Genomic DNA, 25,359 nt, shown 5'->3' on the forward strand with positions numbered 1-25,359 from the left:
GGCGAGCGGAACGCAACCCCTCGCCCGGAACACGTGGTCACCCGCAGGATGACCACGTGACCACCACCGTTCTCGTCGCCGGCGCAACCGGCGACCTCGGCAGCCGCATCTCCCGCGAGCTCCTCCACCACGACGTCCGGCTCCGGGTGCTGACCCGTCCGGGCAGCTCGACCGCGGCCGAGCGCTTCGGCGACGACCCGCGGGTCGAGATCGTGACCGCCGACTACGCGGACCACGATGCGCTCATGGCCGCGGCATCCGGTGCCGACGTCGTCGTCTCGGCGGTCAGCGGCCTCCGCCCCGTGATCGTCGACGCGCAGCGCGCGCTGCTCGCCGCGGCCGTCGCGGCGGGCGTGCCGCGCTTCCTGCCGTCGGACTACTCCGCCGACTACCGTCGGCTCACCCCGGGGACGAACCGCAACCTCGAGCTGCGCCGCGAGTTCGCCGCCGACCTCGACGCGGCCCCGATCCAGGCGACGTCTGTGCTGGGAGGCATGTTCACCGAACTGCTCGCCGGCCAGGCGCCGCTGATCCTCCGCGACCGCAAGCGCGTCCTCTACTGGTCGTCGGCGGACCAGGTGCTCGACGTGACGACGAAGGACGACACCGCCCGGACCGTCGCGCTGGTCGCCCTCGACGCCGACGCCCCGCGTGTGGTCGAGGTCGCCGGCGACCGGATCACCGCTCGCCAGGTGGCGGGACTCGCGACCGAGCTCAGCGGCGACACATTCAGGCTGCAGTGGGCGGGCACGACGGGGACACTGTCGGCCATGGCCGCAGTGGGGCGACGCCTCTCGAGCAACCCCGGCGAGACGTTCCCCGCCTGGCAGGGCATGCAGTACTTCGTGAGCATGTTCAGCGGCGAGGCCGCGCTGCGCCACGTCGACAACGACCGCTACGGACGCCAGACCTGGACGCCGGCCCGCGACATCCTCGCCCCCTGGTTGGCAACCACGCGCTCCTAATCCGCACCCCCCGCGCAAGAGCGGCCGGGGGTTCGTCGTCGCCGCATACAATCGCGGGACACGGTCGTCCGCGCCGTCGCCACCCGAGGAGTCCCGCCATCGACCATCAGCCCGCTCCGGCTCCTCGCGTCTCGGCGTGGTCGACGCTCGGCCGCCTGGTCCACATCTCGCGCCCGGTCCTCTGGATCAACACGATCGGCACCGGCGTGCTGGGCATGTGGCTCACGGGTCAGTTGCTGGATGCCGCGGCGATCCCGCTCCTGCTGTGGCTCACGCTGCCGTTCAACCTGCTGATCTACGGCGTGAACGACATCTTCGACCAGGAGACCGACGCGCTGAACGCGCGGAAGGGCTCGATCGAGGGCGCCCGGATCGAGCCGCGCGAGGTGCGGCTGATCGTCTGGGCGGTCGCGATCACGAACGTGCCGTTCCTCGTCTGGTTCCTCATCGCCTACCCGCCCGCGGCCGGCCTGCTGATCCTCCTCTACACGCTCGTCTTCGTCTTCTACTCGGCGCCGCCGCTGCGGTTCAAGCAGCGGCCGTTCCTCGACTCGATCAGCAACGCCGCCTACGGTCTGCCCCTGCTGATCGTCCCGGTTGCCCTCGGCGAGCCGCCGCTGTGGCCCGCCGTCATCGGACTCCTCGCCTGGAGCGTCGCGAAGCACGCCTACGACGCGGTGCAGGACATCGACGAGGACCGTGAGGCCGGCATCCGGACGACCGCCGTCCTCCTCGGCCCGCGCGGCACCGCGGTGTGGAGCGGATGCTGGTGGCTCGCCTCCACCGTCCTGTTCGCGCTCGTGAGCATCCCCGTCGCAGCGGTCAACCTCGCGATCGCGGGCGTCCTCGTCGGATGGATGCTGGTGCGTCCGACCCCCGCGACCGGGCGTCGCCTGTACCCGGTGTCGATCGCGTTCCCCTATGTCGCCGGTTCGGTCGCGAGCGGACTGCAGCTGACGAAGATGTTCTTCGAGGTGTACGGATGAGCCGCATCGTCGTCATCGGCGCAGGACTCGGGGGGCTGGCGGCATCCGCTCTGCTGGCCCGCGCCGGACACGACGTGACCCTGCTCGAGCGGGCCGTGACGGTCGGCGGTAAGAGTAGGCGGCTCGAGGTCGACGGCGAGCGCATCGACTCCGGCCCCTCGCTCGTGACGTTCCCCGGCGTGTGGCAGGAGCTGTGCGCCCGCCTCGGCACGGACCCCGGCGCCCTCGAGCTGGAGCGGCTGCCCGAGGTCGGCCGCTACTACTACGAGGGCGAGGAGGTCACCCTCCCCGTGCCGCCCGAGCACCGCTGGTACCCGGCGTGGAAGCGGTTCAGCGACGAGCACGCTCCCCTCGCCGACGACGTGACCGCGCTTCTCGTCGCTGACCCGCTCGACCGGCGCTCACTGCCCGCGCTGCGGCGACTGCTCGCCGTGTACGGGCCGCGGCTGAGCACGCGGGCATACCTCGACAGCCTGACGTGGATGCCCGACGGCCTCCGCGAGATCATCGCCATCCACACACTCAACGCCGGCGTCCCGCCCGAGCGGACGCCTGCGCTCTACGCGAGCATGCCGGCCGTGATGGCGGCATCCGGTGTGTGGGTCCCCCGCGGCGGCGTCTACGAGATCCCGCTCGCGCTGGAGCGCATGGCGGATGCCGCGGGTGTCGACATCCGCACGGGTCAGTCCGTGACGGGCATCGAGCACGGACGGGTCACGACGACGGGCGGATCGTTCGAGGCCGACATCGTCGTGAGCGCGCTCGACGCGGACCGGGTCGACGCCCTTCTCGGCAGGCGGCGGCGCACACCGGGCGCCCTGTCGTGCTCGGCCGTCGCGATCTACGGCACGCTCCGCGAGCCGCTCCCCGAGTGGATCGCCGCGCACAGCGTCATCCTCCCCACGAAGCCCGACGCCCTGCACCGCAGCCTCGCCGCGGGCGACGAGCCCGCCGACACGATGGCGTTCGTCAACCTCTACCGCGCCGGCCAGGTCTACCCGAACGACCGCAGCACGCTCGCCGTCCTGCTGACCGCCCCGGCCGACGGGTCGGGGTACAGCCTCGAGCACCCGTTCGTGCGGCGCGAGGTCGAACGGATCTCCCGCACGATGGGCCTCGACGGGCTGCTGACCGATGCGATGACGGATGCCGCGGTCCTCGACCCCGCGTACTTCGGGACGTTCGGCGAGCACCACGGCGCCCTCTACGGTGCCGCCCGTCCTCTGTGGATGAGCGGACCGTTCCACCGGCCTGCGCACCACGATCTCCGGCGGCCGTGGCTGTGGCGCGTCGGCGCCTCCGTGCACCCCGGCGGCGGCATCCCGGCGGTGCTCGGCGGAGCGATGATGGTGACCGAGAAGCTGCTGAGGAGGCATCCCGCATGACGACGACCCTGCTCGAGGACTTCCTCTCCGGCGAGACGGACCGCGTGCTCCATGCGACGTGGCAGGTGCTCGGCAGTCGCGACCCCGACCTGGTGGACCCGCTCGTGCCGCACGTCGCCCGCATCCGGAAGGCCACGGAGAAGCTCAATCTCGGCGGCTTGATCCGGCCCAATTCGGCGAACGTCGAGTTCGCCCTCGCGAAGCTAGAGCACCGGGCCAACCGGTCGTGCTGGTGCGAAGACTACCCGGGTCCCGAGCACCGCGACCCACGCAAGGAAGAGGACGCGGGGAACATCCGCATCCTCTCGACGAGCGAACCCGGCTGGTCGATGACCTACGAATGCGAGTGCACGATCTGCGGGCGCATCTACGACGTCGAGCAGGGCGACTACCACGTCATGTGGTGGCGTTGGCGGCCGCGCGGAGTCAAGCGCCCGAAGTCCTGACGCCGCTAGGCCGTGCGGCGCACGTACTCCTCGATCGCGACACCCGAGGCGAACTCGCGCACACGCGTCCGCGTGAAGGGGTACTCCGCCGGGGCGGCCTCACCGAACAAGCGGATGCCGGAGCCCAGAGCGACCGGGTGGCGCTTCAGCACGAGCCGGTCGATCTCGGGCAGCAACGCCCCGGCGAGCTCGCCGCCACCGCACAGCCAGATGTCCGCGCCGTCCTCGGCCTTGAGGGACCGGACGGTCGCCACCGGATCGTTCGTCAGGGAGACCGACGGGTCGACATCGCGCTCCCGGCGGCTGGCGACGATCTGCCGGAGGTGCGGGTACGGGCTCGTGATCCCGGCATCCAGCGCGGGAATCAGCGTGTTCCACCCCATGATCACGGTGTCGAACGTGGTGTTCGGTGATTGGATGCCGACCGCCCGCTGCACGTGCCCAGGCAGCGCGTCGGCGTACTCGCCGAAGATGACAGCGTTGTGGTCGCCCTCGATGAGGAAGGCGTCGTACCCGCCGTTCTCATCGGCGATGCAGCCGTCGATGCTGACGGCGACGTAGTAGACGAGGTCTCGCATCGGTGTCCTCTCCGGAAGGTCCGGCCTGCTCAGTCCATCCCGACGGCCATGTCGGTGAAGCGCGAGAAGTGACCCTGGAACGCAACGACGACCGTGTCGGTCGGGCCGTTGCGGTGCTTGGCGACGATCAGGTCAGCCTCGCCGGCGCGGGGGCTGTCCTTCTCGTACGCGGCTTCGCGGTGCAGCAGGATGACGATGTCGGCATCCTGCTCGATCGAGCCCGATTCACGCAGGTCGCTGATGGCAGGCTTCTTGTCGGCGCGCTGCTCGGCACCACGGTTCAGCTGCGACAGGGCGATCACGGGAACCTGCAGCTCCTTCGCCAGCAGCTTCAGCGCACGGGAGAACTCCGAGACCTCCTGCTGACGGGACTCGACGCGCTTACCGCTCGTCATGAGCTGGAGGTAGTCGATGACGACCATCTCGAGTCCGACGCGCTGCTTGAGCTTGCGGCACTTCGCGCGGATCTCGACGAGCGTCATGTTCGGGCTGTCGTCGATGTACAGCGGCGCATCGTTGATGCGACCGCGGGTCGAGGCGATCGTGGTCCAGTCGCGGCTGTCGAGCATGCCCTTGCGCATGCTCTGCAGCGGCACCGCACCCTCGGCGCTCATGAGTCGCATAGCGATCTCGCTGCGCCCCATTTCGAGCGAGAAGAACACGGTGGGGCGGTTGTGCTTGATGGCGGCCGCGCGAGCGAAGTCGAGCGCGAGCGTCGACTTACCCATGGCGGGACGAGCGGCGACGACGACCATCTGTCCGCCGTGCAGGCCGTTGGTGAGCTGGTCGAGGGCAGCGAACCCGGTCGGGATGCCGGTCATCTGACCGTCGCGTCCGCGCGCGGCTTCGATCTCCTCGACAGCGGCGTCAACGGCGACCTGCAGGGGAACGTAGTCCTCGGACTGCTCCTGCCCGGTCACCGAGTAGATCTCGGCCTGCGCGTTGTTGACGAGGTCGAGAGCCTCGCCCTGGCCGTTGTAGCCCATCTGCACGATGCGGGTGCCGGCTTCGACGAGGCGACGGAGCAGTGCTCGCTCCCGCACGATCGAGGCGTAGTAGGCCGCGTTCGCTGCGGTGGGGACGATCGACGTGAGGGAGTGCAGGTAGTCCGCGCCGCCGGCGCGCTGCAGATCGCCGGTCTTGATCAGCTCATCCGTCACGGCGACGACATCGGTGGGCTCACCGTGCGAGTAGAGGGAGAGGACGGCTTCGAAGATCAGCTCGTGCTTGGGCACGTAGAAGTCGGTTCCCCGAAGGGCCTCGATGACATCGGCGACCGCGTCTCCCGAGAGGAGCATGCCGCCCAGGGTGCTCTGTTCCGCGAGCATGTCGTGCGGCGGGGTGCGTTCCGGACCGCGGGATCCGCCGATTCGGTCGTCAGACAGGTCCGCGATCGACATCCAAGCCCCTCTTCCGGACCTGCTGGAAGGCCCTCGCACACGCTAGGGAGGGGCTCGGACACACGCAAACCGGCCTGTGGATAACTGTGTGGAGAATCTGCGCGAAACGCCGCTCACCCTGTGCAGAGAGCCTGTGGACAACGCGTGGAATCTCCGTGTTGGGAGCGCAGGAATAGAACTTTGATCTGGACTTTGCTTTCCCACAGCCTGTGGATGGCTAACCGACCTCAAGTGGCGCTTGAAGGTTCAGGGTTATCCCCACACATGTGCAGAATCCGCGATTTGTCAAATGAGAAAGTCGGCCGGTTTCTGCGGTTTGCTCACCCCTCAAAAGGATGCCCGAAGTGCTCTTGTCAAATTCATAGGAAGTCGGTACCGTGGCTGTTCCAGGCACCCCGCAGAACGCGGCCATCACGGCGCGCGTTCCGATGAGACATCGTGGAGGTGACCTGTGCCTACAACGCAACGAGCGTTCGTCCGACTCGGTCTCCTCGCTGCGGTCGGACTCGGCGTCGCCCTGCTCTGGGTGGCCTTCGCGGTCGTGTTGAGCGCATCGCACGCCCATGCCGCCGACCGCGAAGACGATGGGCTCCTCAGCGGGGTGACCAAGGTCGTCGGACGGACCGTTGCACCGGTGACCGACAAGGTCGTGAAGCCCGTTACCGACAAGCTCGTCACGCCCGTGGCCGAGAAGGCGGTCGCGCCCGTCATCGAGAAGGTCGTCACACCCGTCGCCGACAAGATCGTGAAGCCGGTGGCCGAGAAGGCGGTGAAGCCCGTCACGGACAAGGTCGTCACCCCCGTGACCGACAAGGTCGTGCAGCCTGTCACAGACAAGATCGTGAAGCCGGTCGTCGACAAGGTGGTCGCGCCCGTCACCGACAAGGTCGTGAAGCCCGTCGTCGAAACGGCGGTGAAGCCCGTCACCGATACCGTCCTGCCTCCCGTCGTCACCGTCGTGACGCCCATCACGGACAGTGTCGTCGTTCCTATCGTGGATGCCGTCCGCCCGGTTATCGAGCCGGTTGTGAACGCGATCGACCCGGTGATCGAGACCGTGCTCCCCCCGGTCGTTGACGCCATCGACCCCGTGACGGAGCCCGTCACACCGGGCCTCGGGGTCATTCCCGCTTACCCTCTGCCGGTGTCGCCTGATGCCGACGCTTCCGCGACCGGCACGACACCCGCCGCGACCGCTGTCGGTGCGCTTTCGACGCCAGCTTCTGCCGCACGGGTCAGCCCCGCTGCTCTGACAACGCGTGACGCCTTCCAGGCGACCGTGGCGGCTCGTTCCGCCGACGTATCGTCGGCCGTTGCCGGGCTCGCGGCATCCCCCACGCCTGACACCGCCCCGCCCGCGCCCGCAGCGCCCCTGGCGGGAACCGGTTCTCTGACGTCCGCTTCCTCCGGAGGGGCTGCCGGGCTGTTCGCCCTGCTTCCGTTCGGCTTCCCCGTTGCGCACCGTGCCTGGGCGCGTCGGGGACGGCCGCACGACGAGCACGGCCTGCCCGCACCCTTCTTCGACAGCGACGTCTCTCCCGACTGACGGGGATTGCGCCGCGCGTTTTCGCGGCACGCATCCCGCACGTCCCACGTGAGGGCGCATCCGCGCCATCCCCAGTCATCTTCCAGGAGAGAGAAATGAACACCATGTTGTCGCGTGCCCTCCTGGGTACGCTCGTCGCCGGGGGCATCACGCTCTTCGGCGCAGCGGCCGCGCAGGCCGCGGAATCCACGACGTCCGGAGAGGACGGGCTGCTCTCGGGCACCCAGGCGCTCCTGAACGTCGACGTCCCGGTCACCATCGGCGACACCGCGATCTCGCTGGTCGGCGACTCGTCCACGAGCTCGAGCGACAAGGGGTCGTCCGCGGCTCCGTCGCGCGATTCGGATTCTGCATCCACCAGCGGCTCCGACGGTGCCGCCTCCGGGTCGCAGGCCATCATCAACGTGTCCGTACCCGTCACGGTCAAGGACACGGCGGTCTCGGTCATCGGTGACAGCTCGACCAAGAGCACGGATGCCGCGCCTGCCGCACCTGCAAAGGATCCCGCCAAGGCGCCCGCAGCGTCGACCGGCGGGTCAGACGGCATCGGGTCCGGCACACAGGTCGTCGCCCCCGTGAAGGCCCCGGTGACCGTAAAGGACACCGCGGTGTCGGTCATCGGTGACAGCAAGACCGAGAGCACGGATGCAGCGGCCACGGCCGCACCGTCGTCGCCTGCATCGTCGGCCACCACCGGCGGAGAGGACGGAGTCGGGTCCGGCACCCAGGTCGTCGCCCCCATCGCCGTGCCCGTGACGGTCGAGGACGTCGCGATCTCCGTCATCGGCGACAGCACCACCGAGAGCACGTATGCCGCGGCTCCCAGCGCACCGGCATCGCCCGCCCCGTCGGCCACCACCGACGGCACCGACGGCATCGCGTCCGGCACCCAGGTCGTCGCACCGATCACCGTTCCGGTAACGGTCGACGGCAACGCCATCTCGGTCATCGGAGACAGCACCACCGAGAGCACCGGAGCCCCCGCTCCCACCGCCTCCGCGGCAGGAACCACCGAAGGTCCGTCCACCGACGGCTCTGACGGCATCGGATCCGGCACCCAGGTCGTCGCACCGATCACCGTCCCGGTGACGGTCGACGGCAACGCCGTCTCCGTCATCGGTGACAGCACCACCGAGAGCACGGGCGCCGCGGCCCCGAGCACTCCCGCCACCGGAGCCACCGAGGGCCCGTCGACCGACGGCTCCGACGGAATCGGATCCGGCACCCAGGTCGTCGCACCCATCACGCTTCCGGTGATGATCGGCGACACGGCCGTCTCCGTCATCGGTGACAGCACGAGCGTCGGCGGAGGAACGGGTACCGCGCCGAGCACCGGCACGATCGGCACCCCGATCACCTCGGGTGAGAACGGGATCGGCGGAGGAACGCAGGTTCTGCTGCCCATCGGCATCCCGATCACCGTCGGTGACACCGCCGTGTCGATCATCGGCGACAGCACCGTCACCGACCCGGGAACCGGTCCTGGCACCGACCCGGGAACCGGTCCTGGCACCGGCCCGATCGACCCGACGGACCCCGTCGAGCCTGTTGACCCCGTGGACCCGACGAACCCGGTTGACCCCGTGGACCCGGTCGACCCGGGCACGGTTCCGGGTGACACCCCGGGTCTGGGAACGGACGACCAGATCCCGGGTGCTCCCGGCACGTCGATGACACCGCAGGCCACCGCGACCGAGATGCCTCGAGCCCTGGCTCAGGCAGGTGGCGTGCCCGTGACGTGGCTCCCGCTGTCCGCCGCGGCGCTGATCCTCGCAGGGGCGCTGCTCGCCCTGCGTCGCCGCACCGCCTGACACAGCCCGGGAGGGGCGGATGCCGCGGCTCGAGCACCGGCATCCGCTCCTCCGGCGTGCGCGGATGCAAGAGATCGGGCACGACACCCCGCCACCAGGCCTCGAGACACGGCGTGTCGGCCACGATCTATTGCATCCGCGAACCCGCACGCCCGCATCCGCGAACTCCAACACGCCCGCACACCCGCCCCAAACGCCGGATGCCGCGGTCCCGACCCGAAGGGGAGGAACCGCGGCATCCGAACCGCGCGCCAGGATTACTTGGCGGCGACCACCTGCAGGGTGATCGCGGCGGTGAGGTCGTCACGCAGGCGAACGGTCGCCTCGTGCTGTCCCACGGCCTTGATCGGCGAGGTGATGTGGATCTTGCGCTTGTCGAGGTCACCGAGACCGGCGGCCTTGACGGCGTCGGCCACGTCGGCCGGCTTGACCGAACCGAACAGACGGCCTTCCGCGCCGGCCTTGACGGTCAGCTTGACCGTGTTCGACTCGAGCGTGTTCTTGAGCGCCACAGCCTCTTCGTGGTCGTGGATCGCGCGGGCGTCGCGGGCGGCGCGAATCGACGCCACCTGCTTCTCGCCACCGCGGGTCCAGGCCACAGCGAAGCCCTGGGGGATGAGGTAGTTACGGGCGTACCCGTTCTTGACCTCGATGACGTCACCGGCGCTACCGAGCCCGGCGACCTCGTTCGTGAGAATCAGCTTTGCCATGTCGGTGCTCCTTACCGGCCAGCGCCGGCGTAGGGCAGGAGCGCCATTTCACGGGCGTTCTTGATCGCCTTGGCGATCAGACGCTGCTCCTGCACCGAGACTCCGGTGATACGACGGGCGCGGATCTTCCCACGCTCCGAGATGAACTTACGAAGCGTCGCGACGTCCTTGTAGTCGATGACGCCGACGCGGATCGCCTTCGCGGGAGCGGCGTTCTTCGCGCCCTTCCGCGGCTTGCGGCGGTCGCCGGTTGCCTTTCCAGCCATGTGTCTTCCTTAAGAGAGGTGGATGCCGCGGCCCGCGGCATCCGGAATTCGAATCAGAACGGGGTGTCGTCGCCGTAGCTCGTCCCGGGCGCGCTCCAGGCGTCAGGGGCCGAAGACCCGGGCGTGGCCCAGGGCTCGTCCTGCTGCACCTGCGGACGCGACTGCTGCTGACCGCCGCCGAAGTTGCCGCCGCCACCGCCGCCGCCTGAGGCGGCCCGGGTGACCTGGGCAGTGGCGTAGCGGAGCGAGGGGCCGATCTCGTCGACCTCCAGCTCGATCGCCGTGCGGTTGTTGCCTTCGCGGTCCTGGTAGGAGCGCTGCTTCAGGCGGCCGGTCGCGACGACCCGCATGCCCTTGGTGAGCGAGCCTGCGACGTGCTCAGCGAACTCGCGCCAGACCGACGCGCGCATGAACAGCGCTTCGCCGTCCTTCCACTCGTTGGCTTGACGGTCGAAGCTGCGCGGCGTCGATGCGATCGTGAAGTTCGCGACGGGCAGGCCGTTCTGCGTGTACCGCAGCTCGGGGTCTGCCGTGAGGTTCCCCACGACCGTGATGATGGTCTCGCCGGCCATGAGCCTTAGGCCTTCGCAGCCTTGCGGGCGGCCTTGGCCTCAGCGCGCTCCTTCTCGGCGGCGACCTGAGCGATCGCCTCCTCGGCGCGGAGGACCTTGGTACGCATGATCTGCTCGTTCAGCTTGAGCTGACGGTCGAGCTCCTGCGTGGCCTCGCTCGTGGCGGTGAAGTTGACGACGGCGTAGATGCCCTCGTTCTTCTTCTGGATCTCGTAGGCGAGACGGCGCTTGCCCCAGACGTCGACGTTCTCGATCGAGCCACCGTCTGCGGTGATGACCTTCAAGAACCCGTCGAGCTTGGGAGCGACCTGGCGCTCGTCGATCTCGGGGTCGAGGATCACCATGAGTTCGTACTGGTGGATGTGCGTCACTAACCCACCTCCTTCGGACTAGAACGGATGCCGGGCGTTTCCCGGCATCAGGAGGGTTGATGCACGTGTCCGCTGATTCCGCGCATGAGCGCAGACGGACAACCACAACAGTCTAGCGGATGCCCGGCCCTGCTGCGGAATCGGCCGGCCCCGCCGCGGACGCCGCCATCCGATGCCCCGCTTCGGCCGCCGCCGCGGCCAGCTCCGGCGGCCCGAGGATCTCGAACGGCACGTCGAACCGCAGTGCCCAGGCGAGCACCCCTGCCCACGACCACGACCCGACCCTCACGACGCAGGTGCCGTCGGGGCGCTCCGCGAGCTCGGCGTCGCCGAGCCACGGCGCGACCCGCCCTGCGGGCAGCGGCAGGGCGATCTCGCCCGTCACCGGCCACCGGTCCGTCGTCTCGGATCCTTTGAACCGCGCCGCGAGGTACGTCCGCGCATCCCCCGTCGGGATCTCCCGAGGCTCGAACGGGACCCCGCCGCCCTGGCGGGGCCGCAGCCGGTCGAGCCGGAGGATGCGCCAGTCCGCGGCATCCCGGTCCCACGCGACGACGTACCAGCGCCCGTCCCGCGCGACGACGGCGTGCGGCTCCGCGTGCCGGGCCGGGCGATCGGCGTCGTCGCCGTAGTCGAACCGCAGCGTCCGGTGCTCGCGCGTCGCGACGCTCACCGCTTCGAGCGCGGCGGTCGCGACCTGCTCGGCCGGCGCCCCCGCTTCGAACCGGATCCCGTCGATGCGGTGACGAAGGTGCGACGGCATGACCTGCCGCATCGTGGCGAGGGCTCGGGCCGCGGCATCCGTGATGTCGACTCCGGATGCCGACTGCAGTGCGACGGCGATGGCCACCGCCTGCTGGTCGTCGAAGAGGAGCGGCGGGAGTTCCTCGCCCGGGCTCAGCCGGTATCCGCCGTACGGGCCCTTCGCCGCCGTGATCGCGTAGCCGAGCTCGCGCAGCCGGTCGACGTCCCGGCGCACCGTGCGGACGGTCACTCCGAGCCGGTCGGCGAGTTCCTGGCCGCCCCAGTCGCGGCGCGACTGAAGGACGGACAGCAGATCCAGCATCCGGTGCGACGGCGATGACATTCCTCCATCCTGCTCGAGAAGCGGACAGAAACGGTCCTCTATGCGGCGAAGAGTGGATGCCGGCAGACAGCCACCGACCGAAGGACGATCATGACCCTCTCCACCACCACGCACCTCAACTTCCACGGCGACGCCCGCGACGCGCTCGAGTTCTACGGCCGTGTGTTCGACGGCACCGTCTCGGTGACGACGTACGCGCAGCTCGGCATGCCCGCCGAGGCGCCCGGCGCCGAGAAGGTCGTGTTCGGCATCCTCGTCGCGGCCGACGGCTTCCGACTGATGGCGTACGACGTCCCGGGCGAGACGCGGGGCGCCGAGGCCGTGGCCGGGTCGACCCGTCGCGAGAACGGCGCCACGATCACCGATCGCGCCTTCTTCGTCTCGCTGCAGGGCGACACGCTCGACGAGGTCGCCGCGCGCTGGGAGTCCCTCGCCGAGGGGGCGACGGTCGTCGAGCCGCTCGCGGCGTCGCCGTGGAGCGCCGGCTTCGGCATGCTCACCGACCGCTTCGGCGTGACGTGGGTCGTCGACGTCCGCGCGGCCCACGCCGGCTGACACCCACGCCTGACACAGAGCAGGTACCCGACGCCACCCCGCGCGCAGGATCTCTCGCGGGGTGGCGTCTTCGGTACCGTGGCCGCATGGAGTGGACCGGGGATGTCTCTGCAGGCGACTGGCTGCGCGGACGGCTCGACGATCCTCCCCGCGGCACGGTCCACGACGTCGCACCGCGCGGGTTCGAGGCCTATGTCCGCATCCTGCACCCCGTCCACCTCGAGCGGATCCCGAACGAGCGGATGCCGTCGTTCGACGCCGTCGCCGCCATGACCGACGCGGGACGCGAGTCGCTGTTCTCGCGCATCGAGGAGCGCCCCCTGACGTGGCGCGAGGCGGCCGGGATCTTCGGGACGGAGTTCTCCCCGCTCGCGGACTGGGAGCACCTGACCCGTTCCACGGAGACGCCCGGAGTGCTGGTCACCCCGGCGGGCGACTGGGTGAACCCGCCTCTCGGGGGCGAACTCGATCCTGCCCAGGTGGCCGAGATCGCCGCAGTCCTGGCCTCGCACACGGCGGCGCCGGATGACGGTGTCGTCGCACTGTGGGACGGGCACCCCGGCCTCCTCGGCGGCATGCGGGTGCGCTCGTCGCGCACCGTCTACCAGGCGGGCGACCCGTCCGACGCGAACCTGCACCGGCACAACGAGATGCTCGGACGCAGCGCGAAGGACCTGTGGAGCGCGGTCACGGGCAAGCGCACCTGGCACGACGGCATCCTCTCCCGCGAGATCTCGGCGGGCCCGCGGCTCGAGCTGCCCGGCCGCACCCACGTGCTCTTCCGCGGCGGGGTCTCGGAACTCGCCGATCTCGGGTGGACGGATGCCGCGCCGTGGCGGGGCGAGGACGCCGACGACATCCTCAGCCCGAGCCTCATCTGGCCCGACGACCGCGCCTGGGTGCTGGTGAGCGATCCCGACCTCGACTCGACACTCGTCGGCGGGAGCGCCGCCCTCGCAGCCGCTCTGGTGGCGCGCGCGGGTCTCGATGCGGTCGAGATTCCCGCCGATGCCGTCCTCGACGGACACGGAGTGACCCGATGAGCGCCCCCGGTTTCGACGCCCGCCCCCTGACCGACCCCGTCGACGGGGCCACCGCGCGGGCCTACCGCAAGCAGCTCCTCGCGACGGGTCGCGCCCCCAAGACCGCCGGCTGGGCCGCGGGATGCCTCGTCGTCGGCGTCGTGGGAGTATTCGGTCTCGTCGTCGTCAACCTGATCTTCCGGCTCGTGTTCGCCCCGTTCTTCGAGGGCTCAGCTCCGAACGGTGTCGGCTCGATCGCGATCATCCTCGTCGTCGCACTCATCGCGGCCGGCCTGACCGCCCTCATCGTGAGGGCGTATCGGAACGGCGGCGTGCGCTGGTATCGCCTCGACCACTTCGCCCGGGCGAACGGGATGACCTGGTTCCCCCAGGCATCCGATCCGCCCCTTCCGGGCATGATCTTCTCGCTCGGGAGCTCCCGCACGGCGACCGACATCCTCCGTGGCGAGCAGCCCCGCATGGTCGAGTTCGGCAACTACCGTTACACGACGGGGTCCGGCAAGAACCGGACCACCCACCGGTGGGGCTACGTCGCGATCCGCCTCCACACGCCACTGCCCCACATCGTGCTGGATGCCGAGGGCAACAACACCTTCCTCGGCACGAACCTGCCGCAGTCCTTCGACCGGCACCAGCGCCTGAGTCTCGAGGGCGACTTCGACAGGTACTTCTCGCTCTACTGCCCGCAGGGCTACGAGCAGGACGCGCTCTACCTGTTCACTCCTGACATCATGGCGCGGTTCATCGACAACGCCGCCCAGCTCGACATCGAGATCGTCGACGACTGGATGTTCCTCTACGGCAAGCGCGATTTCTCCACCCTCGATCCGCGGACGTGGGGATGGCTGTTCTCCGTCGTCGGCGCGCTGATGGACAAACTGGCGCAGTGGGAGCGGTGGCGCGACGACCGTCTCGCGATGCCCGCCGCCGGGACACCGGCATCCGCCCCTCTCAGCGGGGAGCCGGGCACCGCCCTGCCGTTCACGCCGCCCGTCGAAGCGCTGCGTCCTCCGCCCGGTGTCGCCCCGGGCGGCCGCCGGCTGAAGAGGGCCGTCCCGTGGGCGACCATTCTCATCGGCGGGGGGATCCTCGTCGTGTGGATCGGCCTGCAGAGCGGCGTGATGAACGCGATCTTCAGTCGATGACGGTGGCCAGGACCGACCGGCGCGGACGGACGACCGGGTCCTGATAGCGCGCCGGGGTGACCGTGATGTCGCTGCCGTCGTCGGACCACGACTCCGCTCCGCGACGGCCGAGCATCGTGCGGGTGGAGAGGATCCCCCGCACGAGCGGCGCCCCGACCGCGAGCGCGATCGATCCGAGAACCGAGCGATCCTCGGCGCCGAGCACGGCCTTGCGCTGCCAGGCGTCGTGGAGTGCGCCCCCTCGTGCCGCCGGGACGTACCTCGGGACGAGGACACCGCGCCGGCGCTGATCGATGAGGTGCTCGACGTCCGACCACCAGGTCGATTCGCTCGGGTCGTGGAAGTAGTTGTCGGCGAGCCACCCCGGATGGGGGTGCCGGAACCGACGCGCGATGACGTCGTCCGCCTCACCCTGCAGACCGCTGCCGACGAAGACCGTGTTGAGGTGCGTCTTCGAGACGCCGAAGGTGGTCAGCGCGATGACCGGTACGCCCATGGCCATGGCCTCGATCGCCGCCGTGGAGCTGATCGTCACGAGCCCCTCGGCGGTCTCGAGGGCGCGCGACATCGGCTCGTGCGAGAACACGAGGTTGTCGGGCCGGTCGCGGAGCAGGCCGGTGAGTCCGGTGCGCTCGAAGTGCGTCTCGGCCTCGCCGAGCTCGGGCCGGGAGCGCAGTTTGACCACCACGCGCCGCGTGGGGTCGGCGAGCGCGGCCGACCGCAGGATCCCGGCGAGCCGGCTGCGTTCCGCCGGCTCGTGGGGCACGATCGCCTGCGCGGCGAACACGAGGTCCGTACCGCCGCCCGCCCCGCGGGTCGGCCGGGCGAATGGCAGGGTCGCGAGACTCGGACGCATGTCGAGGCCGAGGCGATCCGCCAGTTGCGCGAAGGCGCGTTGTTCGCGTCGCGAGTGGACCACCATGAGGTCGCTGTAGCGGCGGTAGAGCGCCGCTCCGCGCTGCGCGGGGATCGACATGCCCGGAAGTCCCGAGACGACGACCGGTCGAGGGGTGACCCGGTCGATCTGCCGCATGATCAGTCGCACGAACGGGCCGCGCCCGCCGACCACGACGACGTCGGGTCGATCCGCCGACAGCCACCCGGCGAGGGCGTCGTAGGCGAGACGCGTGACCGCTTCGGGACGGATGCCGGTGCCCGCCAGAGCCGCATGCTCCTGCGCGACGCTCACCACGAGGGGCGTCTGCACGAGCACCAGGTGCGGGTCGACCTCCGGCGCGGAGTCGATGAGCGCCGCCGACCACTTCACGAAGGAGTCCGCGTCGGCGATCGCGACGACGCGCAGGTCCGGTGACCGGTCGGTGCTCATGGTCATGCCGGGACGCGGCGCAGCTTCGCCATGGGCGCCAGTTCGCCCTCGTAGATGCGCTTGACGCCGTCGCCGAGGGCCATCTCGATGACGCGGATGTCGCGGACGAGATGCGCGAGACCGGTGGGCTCGAGCGATGCGGCGTGATCGGAGCCCCACATCGTGCGGTCGAGCGTGATGTGACGCTCCACCGCGACGGCGCCGATCGCGACGGCGGCGAGGGAGATCTGCAGGCCGCGTTCGTGTCCGGAGTAGCCGACGGGGATCCCCGCGTAGCGGTCGCGCAGCGAGGCGATCATCTTGATGTTCGCCTCCTCCGGTTCCATCGGGTAGGTCGAGGTGGCGTGCATGAGCACGGTGCGGTCGGTACCGAGGACGTCGAGCGCGCGGTCGATCTGCTCGATCGTCGACATGCCGGTCGAGAGGATGACCGGCTTGCCGGTGGCACGGAGTGCTTCGAGCAGCTCGATGTCGGTGAGACTCGCCGAGGCCACCTTGTGGGCGACGACGCCCAGGTCCTCGAGGAAGTCGACGCTCGGGACGTCCCACGGGGACGCGAACCAGTCGAGCCCTCGCATGGTCGCGTGGTCGCCGATCTCGATGTACTGGTCGCGGTCGAACTCGACCCGGTGACGGTACTCGAGGTAGGTCATCGTGCCCCACGGCGTCTCGCGGAGGACGTCGCGCATGTGCGCTGGAGTGGCGATCTCGGGCGTGCGCTTTTGGAACTTCACCGCATTCGCACCGGCATCCGCAGCGACGTCGATGAGCCGCTTGGCGAGGGCGACGTCGCCGTTGTGGTTCAGGCCGATCTCGGCGATGACGTACACGGGGTGCCCGCCGCCCAGTACGTGGCTTCCGATGGTCACCGTCATGACGGATCCTTTCGTCGATGCTGACCCTCAGCGTGGTTCGCGACGGTGACGGGGGAATGAACCCCGTGTGGCGGGCACCGGGCGGCTGGCTGTCGGATGCGTGCGGTCAGCGCGCCGCGAGGATGCGGTCGGCCAGCTCTCGGACGGCGCCGTCACCGCCGCAGCGGCCGAGCACGATCCGGGCAGCCGCGATCACCGCGGGGTGCGCGTCGGCCACCGCAACCGGCCATCCGACGAGGGCCATCGCCGCCAGGTCGTTCATGTCGTTGCCGAGATAGGCGGTCTCCGTCAGATCGACATCCCGATCCTGCGCCCACCGGCGCAGGACGGATGCCTTGTCCTCGACGCCGTGGATGACCTCGACACGCAGCTTCTCGGCGCGCGCCCGGACCACGGGGTTCTGCTCCGTGGAGAGGATCAGCACGGGCACGCTCGCACGACGCAACAGGGCGACGCCCATCCCGTCGGAGCGGCTCACGCGCACGTGCTCGGTGCCGGCGGCATCCACCCATGCGCTGTCGTCGGTGTGCACACCGTCGAAGTCGGTCACGAGCGCGGTGGCCGCCACCGCCTCGGGCGAATCGAGAAGGGGGGCGAGCGCCTGGGCGGTCCCCAGCTGAGCCGGATCGTCGATCTCGATCGCGGTCGCCTCGGGCACCGTCACGATCTCGGTGCGTCCGAAGAAGCGGTGTCGCGCCCCGCGGAACCCCGCGGTCGCGAACACGTAGAACGCCCCGGTCTCGACGAAGTGGGGCTCGCGGTCCTGCCGGCGAGGTCGATGCGCGGCGTCGTGACCGATGGCGGCGGCGGCACCGTCGGCATCCCGCTGCCACACGAACTCGTAGCTCTCCCGCGCCGAGAACACGCTGTCGGCTCTTCCGTCGCGGACGGCGGTGACCGCCTCGGCGAGCGGACCTGCGGGGAGGAAGGGACTCGTCGCCTGCAGGAACGCGGTCACGCGGGGAGCGATGCCGTCGGCGGCGAGCACGTCGAGCGCGTGCAGGAGCGCGCTCTCGGAGCTGGCCGTGTCTCCCGAGAGATCCGCGGGGCGGGCGACGACGCGCGCGCCCGCGGCACGGGCTGCGGAGGCGATGGCGTCGTCGTCGGTCGACACGACGACGAGGTCGATGACACCGGTGGCCCGCGCCGCGCGCACCGCCCGGGCGACGAGGGGGATGCCGCCGACCCGGGCGACGTTCTTGCCCGGAACCCCCTTCGACCCGCCGCGGGCGGGGATGACGGCGACCGTCTCGACCATGCTCACTCTCCTCGCAGGGCGCGCCACGCCCGTGCACTGCGGCGCCGGGCGCCGCGCAGGATCAGTTCCACTTCGGCGACCCGAGTGGCGCCCCCGCGGGATCCGAGCCGACGGGCGAAGAACCCCGGACGCCGTCCGCCGGGGAGTCCGAGCGAACTGAGCCGGGCGCGAGGGACGTACCGGTCCCGCTCCTGAGGGGATGCCGCGGCGAGGAACTCCTCGGCCCTCGCGCGCAGCGGCGCGGCGTTCTCCGGCTGCATGGCATAGCCGACCGCGTCGACGAGGTGCTGCAGACTCTCTCCCCGGTACGGCGAATCGGTGCGGGTGAGCGCATCGATGATGGTCACGGGGATGCGGTTGCCGTTCTCGAACGGGGTGAGTCGGTGGAGGAGCACCTCGGTGCCGACGGAGGCGATGGGCAATCCCGTCAGCGCGTGCAGAGTCGGCAGCGCGGTGGAGAACCCCGCGACGGCGCCGACGAACGGAACGCGCAGCGCGAGGACTTCGGCGGGTGCGTCGCCGCGGAACGCCCGGAACGCCACACCGCGCTCCGCGGCATGGGCGGCGAGGTCGTCGATGAGGGCGGGGGCAGCCGACGGGTGCGGTTTGAAGACGATGGTCTCCGGCTCCCAGGCGAGTGCGCGGTCGATCATGTCGCGCTGCATCCGCCGTTCCTCGTCGGCCGAGACGAGCTTCAGGGCCGAGAGGTATTGGCCGAGCACGAGCACGGGGCGCGGCACGTCGGCGAGCTCGTCGATCGCCGGGTCGAGAGTCGCCCGGGCCACGTCGTCCACGACGGCGCGGAACGAGGCGATGCCGACGGGGGCTCGCGTCGTGCCGGCGAACAGCAGCGGCTCGACCCCGGGGACGGTGTCGGCGTACACGACGCCCGTCACGCGTCTCGCGACCGCGGGCGGCCACCGGTCGCGCAACGGTGAGTACGTCATCAGGCCGTCGCCGATGATCGACACCGGTGCTCCCGCGAAGACGTCGATGAACACCCGCGACGGCGCGACCTGCGGACTCTGCAGGTAGAGCTCGACGCGGTCTCCGTCGATCCTCCACGCCTGCCGCAGCAGACGCTCGAGCACGGCAGCCTCCGCGACGGTCACCTGCCAGTGCGACGGGCGCTCCGGGGCGAGCAGCGCATTGAGGTCGATGACGAGATCGAACCGGTCGCGGAGAGTCGCGAGATGGGCGGCGTCGACGATGCCCTCGCCGACCTCGGGGATGATCGCCGCATTCACCGCGACCAGGATGCGGGCCTCGCCCGATGCCGGGATGGCACCGGCATCCATTCCTGCGACGGCCGTCATCAGCCCGTACGCGGAGTTCACGACGAAGATCTGCGTCATGCGGCGCGGACCTCGCGAACGAGGCGGGCGAGGATGCGACGACGCCGGTCCGACAGGCGCTGCAGTGCCGAGTCGATCTGGTCCGGCGGGATGGCACGCAGCAGATCCCGGATGCCGCTGCGCAAGGCCGTGCGCTCCGAGGTCGCCATCGCTCGAGCGCGGAAGAGGTGGTACGCGCACACCGACATGGTCGTCGTCGCGATCTTGGGGAGGAACCGCTCCGCGTCGTGGTCGTCTTGCACGACGCGGATCGCTTCGGCGAAGGCGGGCAGGAAGTCGAGCTGTCGGCGATCGAGGATCTGCGTGAGCGACGTGGTCACGCCGCGGCGGTAGAGGATCGCCGGGGCGTCGACGATCGCGAAGGTGCTCGCGTGCAGGTGCAGCCGCCAGATCCAGGGCCGGTCCTCCGCCGTGAACAGGCCCGGCTCGAAGTGTGCGAGCCCCTCGTCGAGGACGCGGCGGTGGAACATGCCCGCCCAGGCATAGGGGTAGTCGACCATCGTGGTCTCGTCCGCCGGCAGGATGGCGTCGCGTGGCGCGAGCACGCGCTCCCGCCACGCGAACGGGGCGCGCATGAGCCGCCGGCGACCGTCGGTGTCGGTCACGTGATCGGTGCGGACGAAGTCGCATTCCAGCCGGCGCATCGACGCGACGAGGCTCTCGAGGCGGTCCGGGTGCATCCAGTCATCGCCGTCGACGAAGCAGAAGAAGTCCGTGTCCACTTTCTCGAGTCCCTGGTTGCGTGCGGCGGCGAGACCGACCGAGTGCGCGTTCGAGAGGATCTCGACGTGGGGCATGTCCCGGGCGAAGTGCTGCACCTGCACGCGAGTGTCGTCCGTCGAGCCGTCGTCGATGACGACGAGCCGCAGCCGATCCGAGTTCCGGAACTGCCGGGCCAGCGTCGTGACGGTCGTCCCGATGTAGGGCCCGGCATCCTTCGCCGGCAGGATGACGGTCACGATCGGCGAGGACACGCGTCGATACAAACAAGGAGGCGTGTCCGGGAGGTGACCCCCGGGTGAACGCTGCCGGTCGCGGCGGCCCGGGACTAGCACACGGCTCGATCCCGGTCCACTGGCTCAGCCGCCCGCGACGGCTCGGCTATCGTGGTCGATCGTCGGGGGGCGCTTCGTCCTGGTGCGTGTCCCCGCTCGTCGCACACCAAGGAGACCTCACATGTCGCGCAAGACCACCCTGTCGACCGGCTTCGCCGTCGCCACGATCGCCCTCTTCGCCCTGACCGGCTGCGGTTCGGCCGAGTCGGGTACCACCACCGACCCGGCGCCGGTCAGCTCCGCCCCCGCCGAGCAGTCGCCCTCCGCCGAAGCCGAGGCGCCCGCGGGCGACCAGAGCGCGGCCGACGCCTGCAAGATCCTGCAGACCGAGCTGAGCGAACTCAACACCGAGGTCAACGGTGCCAGCGGCGAGCTCTCCTCCGCCGTGCAGTCGGGTGACACGTCGGGTGCACGCGACATGTTCACGAAGATCGGCACCCGCATCGACGAGATCTCGGGCGAGATCACGAACCCCGAGGTCTCCGAGGCCTACCAGGCGTACGCATCGGCCTGGGACGAGTTCGAGAAGGTCTTCGTCAAGGTCAGCGACGCCGTCGACGCGAAGGACAACGACGCCCTCCAGGCGGCAGCCAACGAGCTGACCGGCGGCATCACGGGCTTCACCGACGCCTCGAAGAAGATCAGCGAAGCCTGCAGCTGATCACCGCACACAGCCGGAACGCCCCTCGTCCCTCGGACGGGGGGCGTTCTCGCGTGCGGGGCGTGCTCGCCGGGGTCGCGTGCGAGGCGTCAGCGGATGCAACAGTTCGCGCGCGACACGCCGCGCGTCCGGCCCTCACCGCGGCGCGTCGCCTCGGATCCCTTGCATCCGCATACGCGCGACACGCGAGCTCAGCGTCGGGCGAGGTTGCCGTCCGCCCATTCCCCGAGCTGGGTCAGGATCGGCACGAGGCGGCAGCCCGCTTCGGTGAGCGCGTAGGTGACCGCCACGGGTGGTCCCGGATCCACCCGACGCGCGACGAGACCGGCATCCGAGAGTTCGGTGAGACGGTCCGACAGCACGGCGTCACTGATCCCGGCGACGGCGCGGCGCAGCCCCGAGAACGAAAGCTCGCCCGCGCCGAGGACGTCGAGGATCATGCCGTTCCAGCGTTTGCCGAGGACCGAGAATGCGTGCGAGACCGCGGCGTCGCACTGACGCGCGTCGTGAGTCTCGGCCATGCCTCCATCGTACGTGTGCTAGCGTTCGCAAAGCCGCTTTGTTTTTCATAGTCACTCTGATCGGAGAAGCTAATGACCCTGTTCCGCCTGGATGCCAGCATCCTCCCCGCCACATCGGCCAGCCGTGAACTCGGCGACCTCGTCGAGGCCGAGTGGCTCGCCGCTCACCCGTCGAGCACGGTCGTGCGCCGCGACGTCGCCGCGGACCCCATCCCCGCCACGGCCTGGCGCGACTCGGTCACCTCGGGCTTCACCCCCGCCGAGGCGCACACCGCAGGCCAGCAGGAGGCCGTCGCCCTGCGTGCGCGGCTGGCGGACGAGCTCATCGACGCCGACGCGCTGCTGTTCACCGTTCCGCTTTACAACTACGGCGTCTCGCAGCACGTGAAGACCTGGTTCGACGTGGCCTACACCGACCCGCGGATCGACCCGCAGGGCACGGCGCTGCGCGGCAAGGCGGCGACGCTCGTCACCGTCCTGGGCGGGAACTACGAGCCCGGTAGCCCCAAGGAGGGCTGGGATCACTCGACGGGGTGGCTCCGCCGCGTCTTCGAGGATGTCTGGGGTCTCGACCTCACCGTGGTCCACCGACCCTTCACCCTCGTCGGGGTCAACCCCGCCCTCGACGCGTTCTCTGACGCCGCGGCCGAGCTGAAGGCCGGCGCGGAGCAGGCGGCAGTCGACGCCGGTCGCACCCTCGCGGCATCACGCGCCGCCTGAAGACCCCGCGGGCGCGGTCCTGCCCTGCAAGAGGCCGGACCGCGCCATCATGGGGACATGGCATCAGCGAAGAGCGTCACCGGTACCGTCGTCCATCGGCTCACGCGGTGGGGTACGGCATCCGTCCTCGTCGGGAGCGCGCTCGCCCTGCCGCGACGCACCCGCGCGTTCGGCCTGCAGACGCTGATGTGGGGTGCGATCGACGTGGCCCTCGCCGCGTTCACCCGCCGGCGGGCGGAGGTTCCGAAGAAGCGGATGCTGCGCCGCATCCTCCTCGTCAACGCCGCCCTCGACGTGGGTTACGTCGCCACCGGTGCGCACCTCGCGGTGCGGCAGCCGACGCTCGGCGGTCGCTTGAGCGCCGCGGAAGCGCGCGGACACGGCCTCGCCGTCGTCATTCAAGGAGCCGCGCTCTTCGTCATCGACCTGACTGCGGCTCGGCGCCTCCGGCGCTGAGATCGATCCACGTCGCCCCGACGGCCTCGTCCGGGGGTCCCGGCTCCAGCCTACGAGCGGCCCGCTTGCGGTCATCCGCAGCCTGTGTCAAGGTTGCTTTACGTAAAGGTCACTTGACACAAGGGGATGCCGTGAGCCACGCGACGCAGGATCAGGACCGCACCCGGTGGGGACGCCTCCGCGGCGGCAGCCGCATCCCGGCGATGACGATCGCGACCCCGGTCGGCCTCGTCCTCGCTGCAGTGGTCGGCGTCATCGCCGCGGTGATGGGGGATGCCCCCACCCCGCCCGTCGTGGTGGGCATCGGCTTCACGGTCGTGACCCTCCCCGCCCTCGTCGCCCTGGCCTGGGTGTTCCTGGTCGACCGCAGCACCCTGCGCGGCGCCCTCGACCGCCCCGAAGAGTCCGTCGAAGGCGCCTGGTACAACCGCGCTGCGCAGGGCGCCTTCTCGGACATCCTCCTCATCGTCGGGCTCGGCACGGCGTTCCTCGCCATCACCGGCATCCGGATCGACGTGCTCATCGCCCTCATCGGCGTCCTGCTCGTCGCGATGGGCAGCTTCGGCATCCGCTACCTCATCGCGCAGCGCCGGGGCTGAGGGTGGAGAACTCGCTGCCCGCGCTGCGGCAGGATCGCGGTTGGTCGCAGCAGCGCCTCGCGGATGAGCTCGGGGTCTCGCGTCAGACGATCATCTCGATCGAACGCGGCCGATTCGACCCGAGCCTGCCGCTCGCGTTCCGCATCGCGCGTCTGTTCGAGACGTCGATCGAGACCGTGTTCGAGCCCGACGACGTCGAGTGAGTCAGGCTCGCGCGGCCCACCAGTCGCGCAGGCGCTGCTCGGCGACCTCCGGCTCTACGACGCCCTCATCGAGGCGGATGTCGAGCAGGAACCGGTACGCCTCGCCCACCTCGCGACCGGGGCGGATGCCGAGGACCTCCTGGATCCGGTTGCCGTCGAGCGCCGGGCGCATCGCCTCGAGCTGCTCCTGCTCGGCGAGCTGCGCGATCCGCGTCTCGATGTCGTCGTAGGCCGAGCGCAGGCGACCCGCCTTGCGCTTGTTCCGCGTGGTCACGTCTGCCCGCGTGAGGATGTGCAGCCGTTCGAGCTGCTCACCCGCGTCGCGCACATAGCGGCGGACGGCCGAATCGGTCCAGGCGCCCTCGGCGTACCCGAAGAAGCGCAGGTGCTGCTCGATGAGCTGACACACGGCATCCGTCGTCGCGCCGTCGAACTTGAGCGCCTGCAGGCGCTTCCGCGCCATGCGGGCGCCCTTGACGTCGTGGTGGTGGAAGCTGACCGCACCGCCGGGCTCGAGCTTGCGGGTCGCCGGCTTGCCGATGTCGTGCAGCAGGGCCGCGAGCCGCAGCGTCACATCGGGCGCCTGGCCCGGATGCCGCTGCTTCTCGAGGTCGATCGCCTGCGCGAGCACCGTGAGCGAGTGCTCGTAGACGTCCTTGTGGTGGTGGTGCTCGTCGACCTCGAGCCGCAGCGCCGGGACCTCGGGCAGGAACAGCTCCATGAGGCCGGTGTCGACGAGCAGACGGATGCCGCGGTCCGGCGCGTCGGTCGCGAGAAGCTTCACCAGCTCGCCCTGCACGCGTTCCGGGCTCACGATCGACAGGCTCGGCGCGAGGCGGGTCATCGCCTCGAGGGTGGCCGGGTGGACGTCCATGCCGAGCTGGCTCGCGAAGCGGGCGGCGCGCAGCATGCGGAGCGGGTCGTCGCCGAAGCTGACGTCGGGGTCGGTGGGCGTCCGCAGCGTCTGGCCGACAAGGTCCTCGACGCCGCCCGTGGGGTCCACGAGCGAAGGGCCGGGGATCCGCAACGCCATCGCGTTGACCGTGAAATCGCGCCTGACCAGGTCCTGCTCGAGCGCGTCGCCGAACTCGACGGTGGGCTTGCGGGTCGTGCCGTCGTAGCTGTCCGCACGGTAGGTCGTGATCTCGACCTGCTCGCCGCGGACTTTCGCACCGATCGTGCCGAAGGCGCGGCCGATGTCCCACGTCGCCGTCGCGAGGGGTTTCACGATGCGCAGGATGTCGTCGGGACGCGCGTTCGTCGTGTAGTCGAGGTCGTTCACCCTGCGCCCGAGGAGCGCGTCGCGGACGGGTCCGCCGACGATCGCGAGCTCGTACCCGGCATCCGCGAACGCACGGGCGAGCGCGGCCGAGACGGGAGCCTCGGCGAGGGCGCCCAGGCGCGCGAGACCCTCGGCCATGTTCAGCATGCCTACGAGCCTACCGAGCGGCGCCTCGGGCTCG

Annotated in this window: 28 protein-coding genes; 14 read left to right on the plus strand and 14 right to left on the minus strand. The window is 70.3% G+C overall.

From position 1 onward, the window contains the following. Positions 1-56 precede the first annotated feature (56 nt). The 4 genes from BLP38_RS11955 to BLP38_RS11970 all read left to right on the plus strand — a co-directional run bounded on the left by BLP38_RS11955 (position 57) and on the right by BLP38_RS11970 (position 3,782). Positions 57-965 (plus strand): NmrA family NAD(P)-binding protein, encoded by a 909-nt coding sequence (locus BLP38_RS11955; RefSeq protein WP_091357923.1) that lies wholly within the window; start codon positions 57-59, stop codon positions 963-965. Between the two features lie 194 nt (positions 966-1,159). Then, positions 1,160-1,951 (plus strand): UbiA family prenyltransferase, encoded by a 792-nt coding sequence (locus BLP38_RS11960; RefSeq protein WP_442922944.1) that lies wholly within the window; start codon positions 1,160-1,162, stop codon positions 1,949-1,951. Beyond that, on the plus strand, positions 1,948-3,336 hold the full coding sequence (locus tag BLP38_RS11965; protein ID WP_091357926.1) for a phytoene desaturase family protein: 1,389 nt from the start codon (positions 1,948-1,950) through the stop codon (positions 3,334-3,336). Before BLP38_RS11960 ends, BLP38_RS11965 begins: the two co-directional genes overlap by 4 nt. Continuing rightward, on the plus strand, positions 3,333-3,782 hold the full coding sequence (locus tag BLP38_RS11970; protein ID WP_091357929.1) for a hypothetical protein: 450 nt from the start codon (positions 3,333-3,335) through the stop codon (positions 3,780-3,782). The genes BLP38_RS11965 and BLP38_RS11970 overlap by 4 nt, the downstream gene beginning before the upstream one ends. A gap of 5 nt (positions 3,783-3,787) precedes the next feature. Here the strand turns inward: BLP38_RS11970 and BLP38_RS11975 are convergent, their stop codons facing one another. Both BLP38_RS11975 and dnaB read right to left on the minus strand, forming a co-directional pair. Continuing rightward, positions 3,788-4,360, minus strand: a complete 573-nt coding sequence (locus BLP38_RS11975; protein ID WP_091357933.1) for a dihydrofolate reductase family protein — start codon at positions 4,358-4,360, stop codon at positions 3,788-3,790. A gap of 29 nt (positions 4,361-4,389) precedes the next feature. Continuing rightward, positions 4,390-5,760 carry a replicative DNA helicase gene (dnaB, locus tag BLP38_RS11980; protein ID WP_065572052.1) on the minus strand — a complete coding sequence of 457 codons (1,371 nt, stop codon included), beginning with the start codon at positions 5,758-5,760 and terminating at the stop codon, positions 4,390-4,392. A gap of 451 nt (positions 5,761-6,211) precedes the next feature. On the opposite strand from dnaB, the gene BLP38_RS11985 reads away from it, so the two are divergent. Together BLP38_RS11985 and BLP38_RS14440 are read left to right on the plus strand one after the other, a co-directional pair. Further along, positions 6,212-7,306, plus strand: a complete 1,095-nt coding sequence (locus tag BLP38_RS11985) for a hypothetical protein (RefSeq protein ID WP_091357936.1) — start codon at positions 6,212-6,214, stop codon at positions 7,304-7,306. Between the two features lie 95 nt (positions 7,307-7,401). Then, entirely contained in the window at positions 7,402-9,117 is a 1,716-nt protein-coding gene (locus BLP38_RS14440) for a chaplin family protein (protein ID WP_091357938.1), read from the plus strand. Between the two features lie 257 nt (positions 9,118-9,374). Here the strand turns inward: BLP38_RS14440 and rplI are convergent, their stop codons facing one another. The 5 genes from rplI to BLP38_RS12015 form a co-directional block, all read right to left on the minus strand. Next, positions 9,375-9,827, minus strand: a complete 453-nt coding sequence (gene rplI / locus BLP38_RS11995) for a 50S ribosomal protein L9 (protein WP_091357940.1) — start codon at positions 9,825-9,827, stop codon at positions 9,375-9,377. 11 nt (positions 9,828-9,838) lie between these two features. Beyond that, positions 9,839-10,093 (minus strand): 30S ribosomal protein S18, encoded by a 255-nt coding sequence (gene rpsR / locus BLP38_RS12000; protein WP_005054609.1) that lies wholly within the window; start codon positions 10,091-10,093, stop codon positions 9,839-9,841. 53 nt (positions 10,094-10,146) lie between these two features. Continuing rightward, a complete protein-coding gene (locus BLP38_RS12005) occupies positions 10,147-10,665 on the minus strand; it encodes a single-stranded DNA-binding protein (RefSeq protein WP_091357942.1) in 519 nt (172 codons plus the stop codon). 5 nt (positions 10,666-10,670) lie between these two features. Next, positions 10,671-11,009, minus strand: coding sequence for a 30S ribosomal protein S6 (rpsF, locus tag BLP38_RS12010; protein ID WP_036282987.1), 339 nt, complete (start codon positions 11,007-11,009; stop codon positions 10,671-10,673). Positions 11,010-11,148: 139 nt separating this feature from the next. Then, a complete protein-coding gene (locus tag BLP38_RS12015; RefSeq protein ID WP_091357945.1) occupies positions 11,149-12,123 on the minus strand; it encodes a helix-turn-helix transcriptional regulator in 975 nt (324 codons plus the stop codon). A gap of 90 nt (positions 12,124-12,213) precedes the next feature. On the opposite strand from BLP38_RS12015, the gene BLP38_RS12020 reads away from it, so the two are divergent. From BLP38_RS12020 to BLP38_RS12030, 3 genes are all read left to right on the plus strand, one after another. Continuing rightward, complete coding sequence (locus BLP38_RS12020; protein ID WP_091357949.1) at positions 12,214-12,678, plus strand: VOC family protein; 465 nt, start codon at positions 12,214-12,216, stop codon at positions 12,676-12,678. An 86-nt stretch (positions 12,679-12,764) separates the two neighbouring features. Beyond that, entirely contained in the window at positions 12,765-13,721 is a 957-nt protein-coding gene (locus tag BLP38_RS12025; protein WP_091357952.1) for a hypothetical protein, read from the plus strand. Continuing rightward, a complete protein-coding gene (locus tag BLP38_RS12030; RefSeq protein ID WP_091357955.1) occupies positions 13,718-14,866 on the plus strand; it encodes a hypothetical protein in 1,149 nt (382 codons plus the stop codon). The genes BLP38_RS12025 and BLP38_RS12030 overlap by 4 nt, the downstream gene beginning before the upstream one ends. On the opposite strand, the gene BLP38_RS12035 is transcribed toward BLP38_RS12030, so the two are convergent. The 5 genes from BLP38_RS12035 to BLP38_RS12055 form a co-directional block, all read right to left on the minus strand. Next, positions 14,856-16,199 (minus strand): DUF6716 putative glycosyltransferase, encoded by a 1,344-nt coding sequence (locus tag BLP38_RS12035; protein ID WP_157681103.1) that lies wholly within the window; start codon positions 16,197-16,199, stop codon positions 14,856-14,858. The genes BLP38_RS12030 and BLP38_RS12035 overlap by 11 nt on opposite strands. Continuing rightward, positions 16,196-17,068, minus strand: a complete 873-nt coding sequence (locus tag BLP38_RS12040; protein ID WP_091357961.1) for an N-acetylneuraminate synthase family protein — start codon at positions 17,066-17,068, stop codon at positions 16,196-16,198. The genes BLP38_RS12035 and BLP38_RS12040 overlap by 4 nt, the downstream gene beginning before the upstream one ends. Positions 17,069-17,174: 106 nt before the next feature. After that, positions 17,175-18,326: an acylneuraminate cytidylyltransferase gene (locus BLP38_RS12045; RefSeq protein ID WP_091357964.1), complete on the minus strand. Its 1,152-nt coding sequence runs from the start codon at positions 18,324-18,326 to the stop codon at positions 17,175-17,177. 2 nt (positions 18,327-18,328) lie between these two features. Beyond that, positions 18,329-19,681, minus strand: a complete 1,353-nt coding sequence (locus BLP38_RS12050) for a polysialyltransferase family glycosyltransferase (protein ID WP_091357967.1) — start codon at positions 19,679-19,681, stop codon at positions 18,329-18,331. Further along, complete coding sequence (locus BLP38_RS12055; protein WP_231916497.1) at positions 19,678-20,655, minus strand: glycosyltransferase family 2 protein; 978 nt, start codon at positions 20,653-20,655, stop codon at positions 19,678-19,680. The genes BLP38_RS12050 and BLP38_RS12055 overlap by 4 nt, the downstream gene beginning before the upstream one ends. Before the next feature lie 202 nt (positions 20,656-20,857). Here BLP38_RS12055 and BLP38_RS12060 point away from each other — a divergent pair, with 202 nt between their 5' ends. Next, the gene (locus tag BLP38_RS12060; RefSeq protein WP_091357973.1) at positions 20,858-21,397 is read left to right on the plus strand and encodes a hypothetical protein; all 540 of its coding nucleotides are present in this window, start codon (positions 20,858-20,860) and stop codon (positions 21,395-21,397) included. A 191-nt stretch (positions 21,398-21,588) separates the two neighbouring features. Here the strand turns inward: BLP38_RS12060 and BLP38_RS12065 are convergent, their stop codons facing one another. Beyond that, positions 21,589-21,918, minus strand: a complete 330-nt coding sequence (locus tag BLP38_RS12065) for a winged helix-turn-helix transcriptional regulator (protein ID WP_091357976.1) — start codon at positions 21,916-21,918, stop codon at positions 21,589-21,591. Positions 21,919-21,990: 72 nt separating this feature from the next. On the opposite strand from BLP38_RS12065, the gene BLP38_RS12070 reads away from it, so the two are divergent. The 4 genes from BLP38_RS12070 (at position 21,991) to BLP38_RS12085 (ending at position 23,896) form a co-directional block, all read left to right on the plus strand. Then, positions 21,991-22,638: an FMN-dependent NADH-azoreductase gene (locus BLP38_RS12070; RefSeq protein WP_091357979.1), complete on the plus strand. Its 648-nt coding sequence runs from the start codon at positions 21,991-21,993 to the stop codon at positions 22,636-22,638. 57 nt (positions 22,639-22,695) lie between these two features. Then, entirely contained in the window at positions 22,696-23,094 is a 399-nt protein-coding gene (locus BLP38_RS12075; protein ID WP_091357983.1) for a DUF6992 family protein, read from the plus strand. A gap of 131 nt (positions 23,095-23,225) precedes the next feature. Continuing rightward, complete coding sequence (locus BLP38_RS12080; protein ID WP_091357986.1) at positions 23,226-23,693, plus strand: hypothetical protein; 468 nt, start codon at positions 23,226-23,228, stop codon at positions 23,691-23,693. A gap of 2 nt (positions 23,694-23,695) precedes the next feature. Further along, a complete protein-coding gene (locus BLP38_RS12085; RefSeq protein WP_091357989.1) occupies positions 23,696-23,896 on the plus strand; it encodes a helix-turn-helix transcriptional regulator in 201 nt (66 codons plus the stop codon). A gap of 1 nt (position 23,897) precedes the next feature. Here the strand turns inward: BLP38_RS12085 and BLP38_RS12090 are convergent, their stop codons facing one another. Next, positions 23,898-25,325 (minus strand): CCA tRNA nucleotidyltransferase, encoded by a 1,428-nt coding sequence (locus BLP38_RS12090; RefSeq protein ID WP_091357992.1) that lies wholly within the window; start codon positions 25,323-25,325, stop codon positions 23,898-23,900. Between the last annotated feature and the right edge of the window lie 34 nt (positions 25,326-25,359).

The organism is Microbacterium sp. LKL04, assembly GCF_900102005.1.
In the GTDB taxonomy this organism is placed as follows: domain Bacteria; phylum Actinomycetota; class Actinomycetes; order Actinomycetales; family Microbacteriaceae; genus Microbacterium.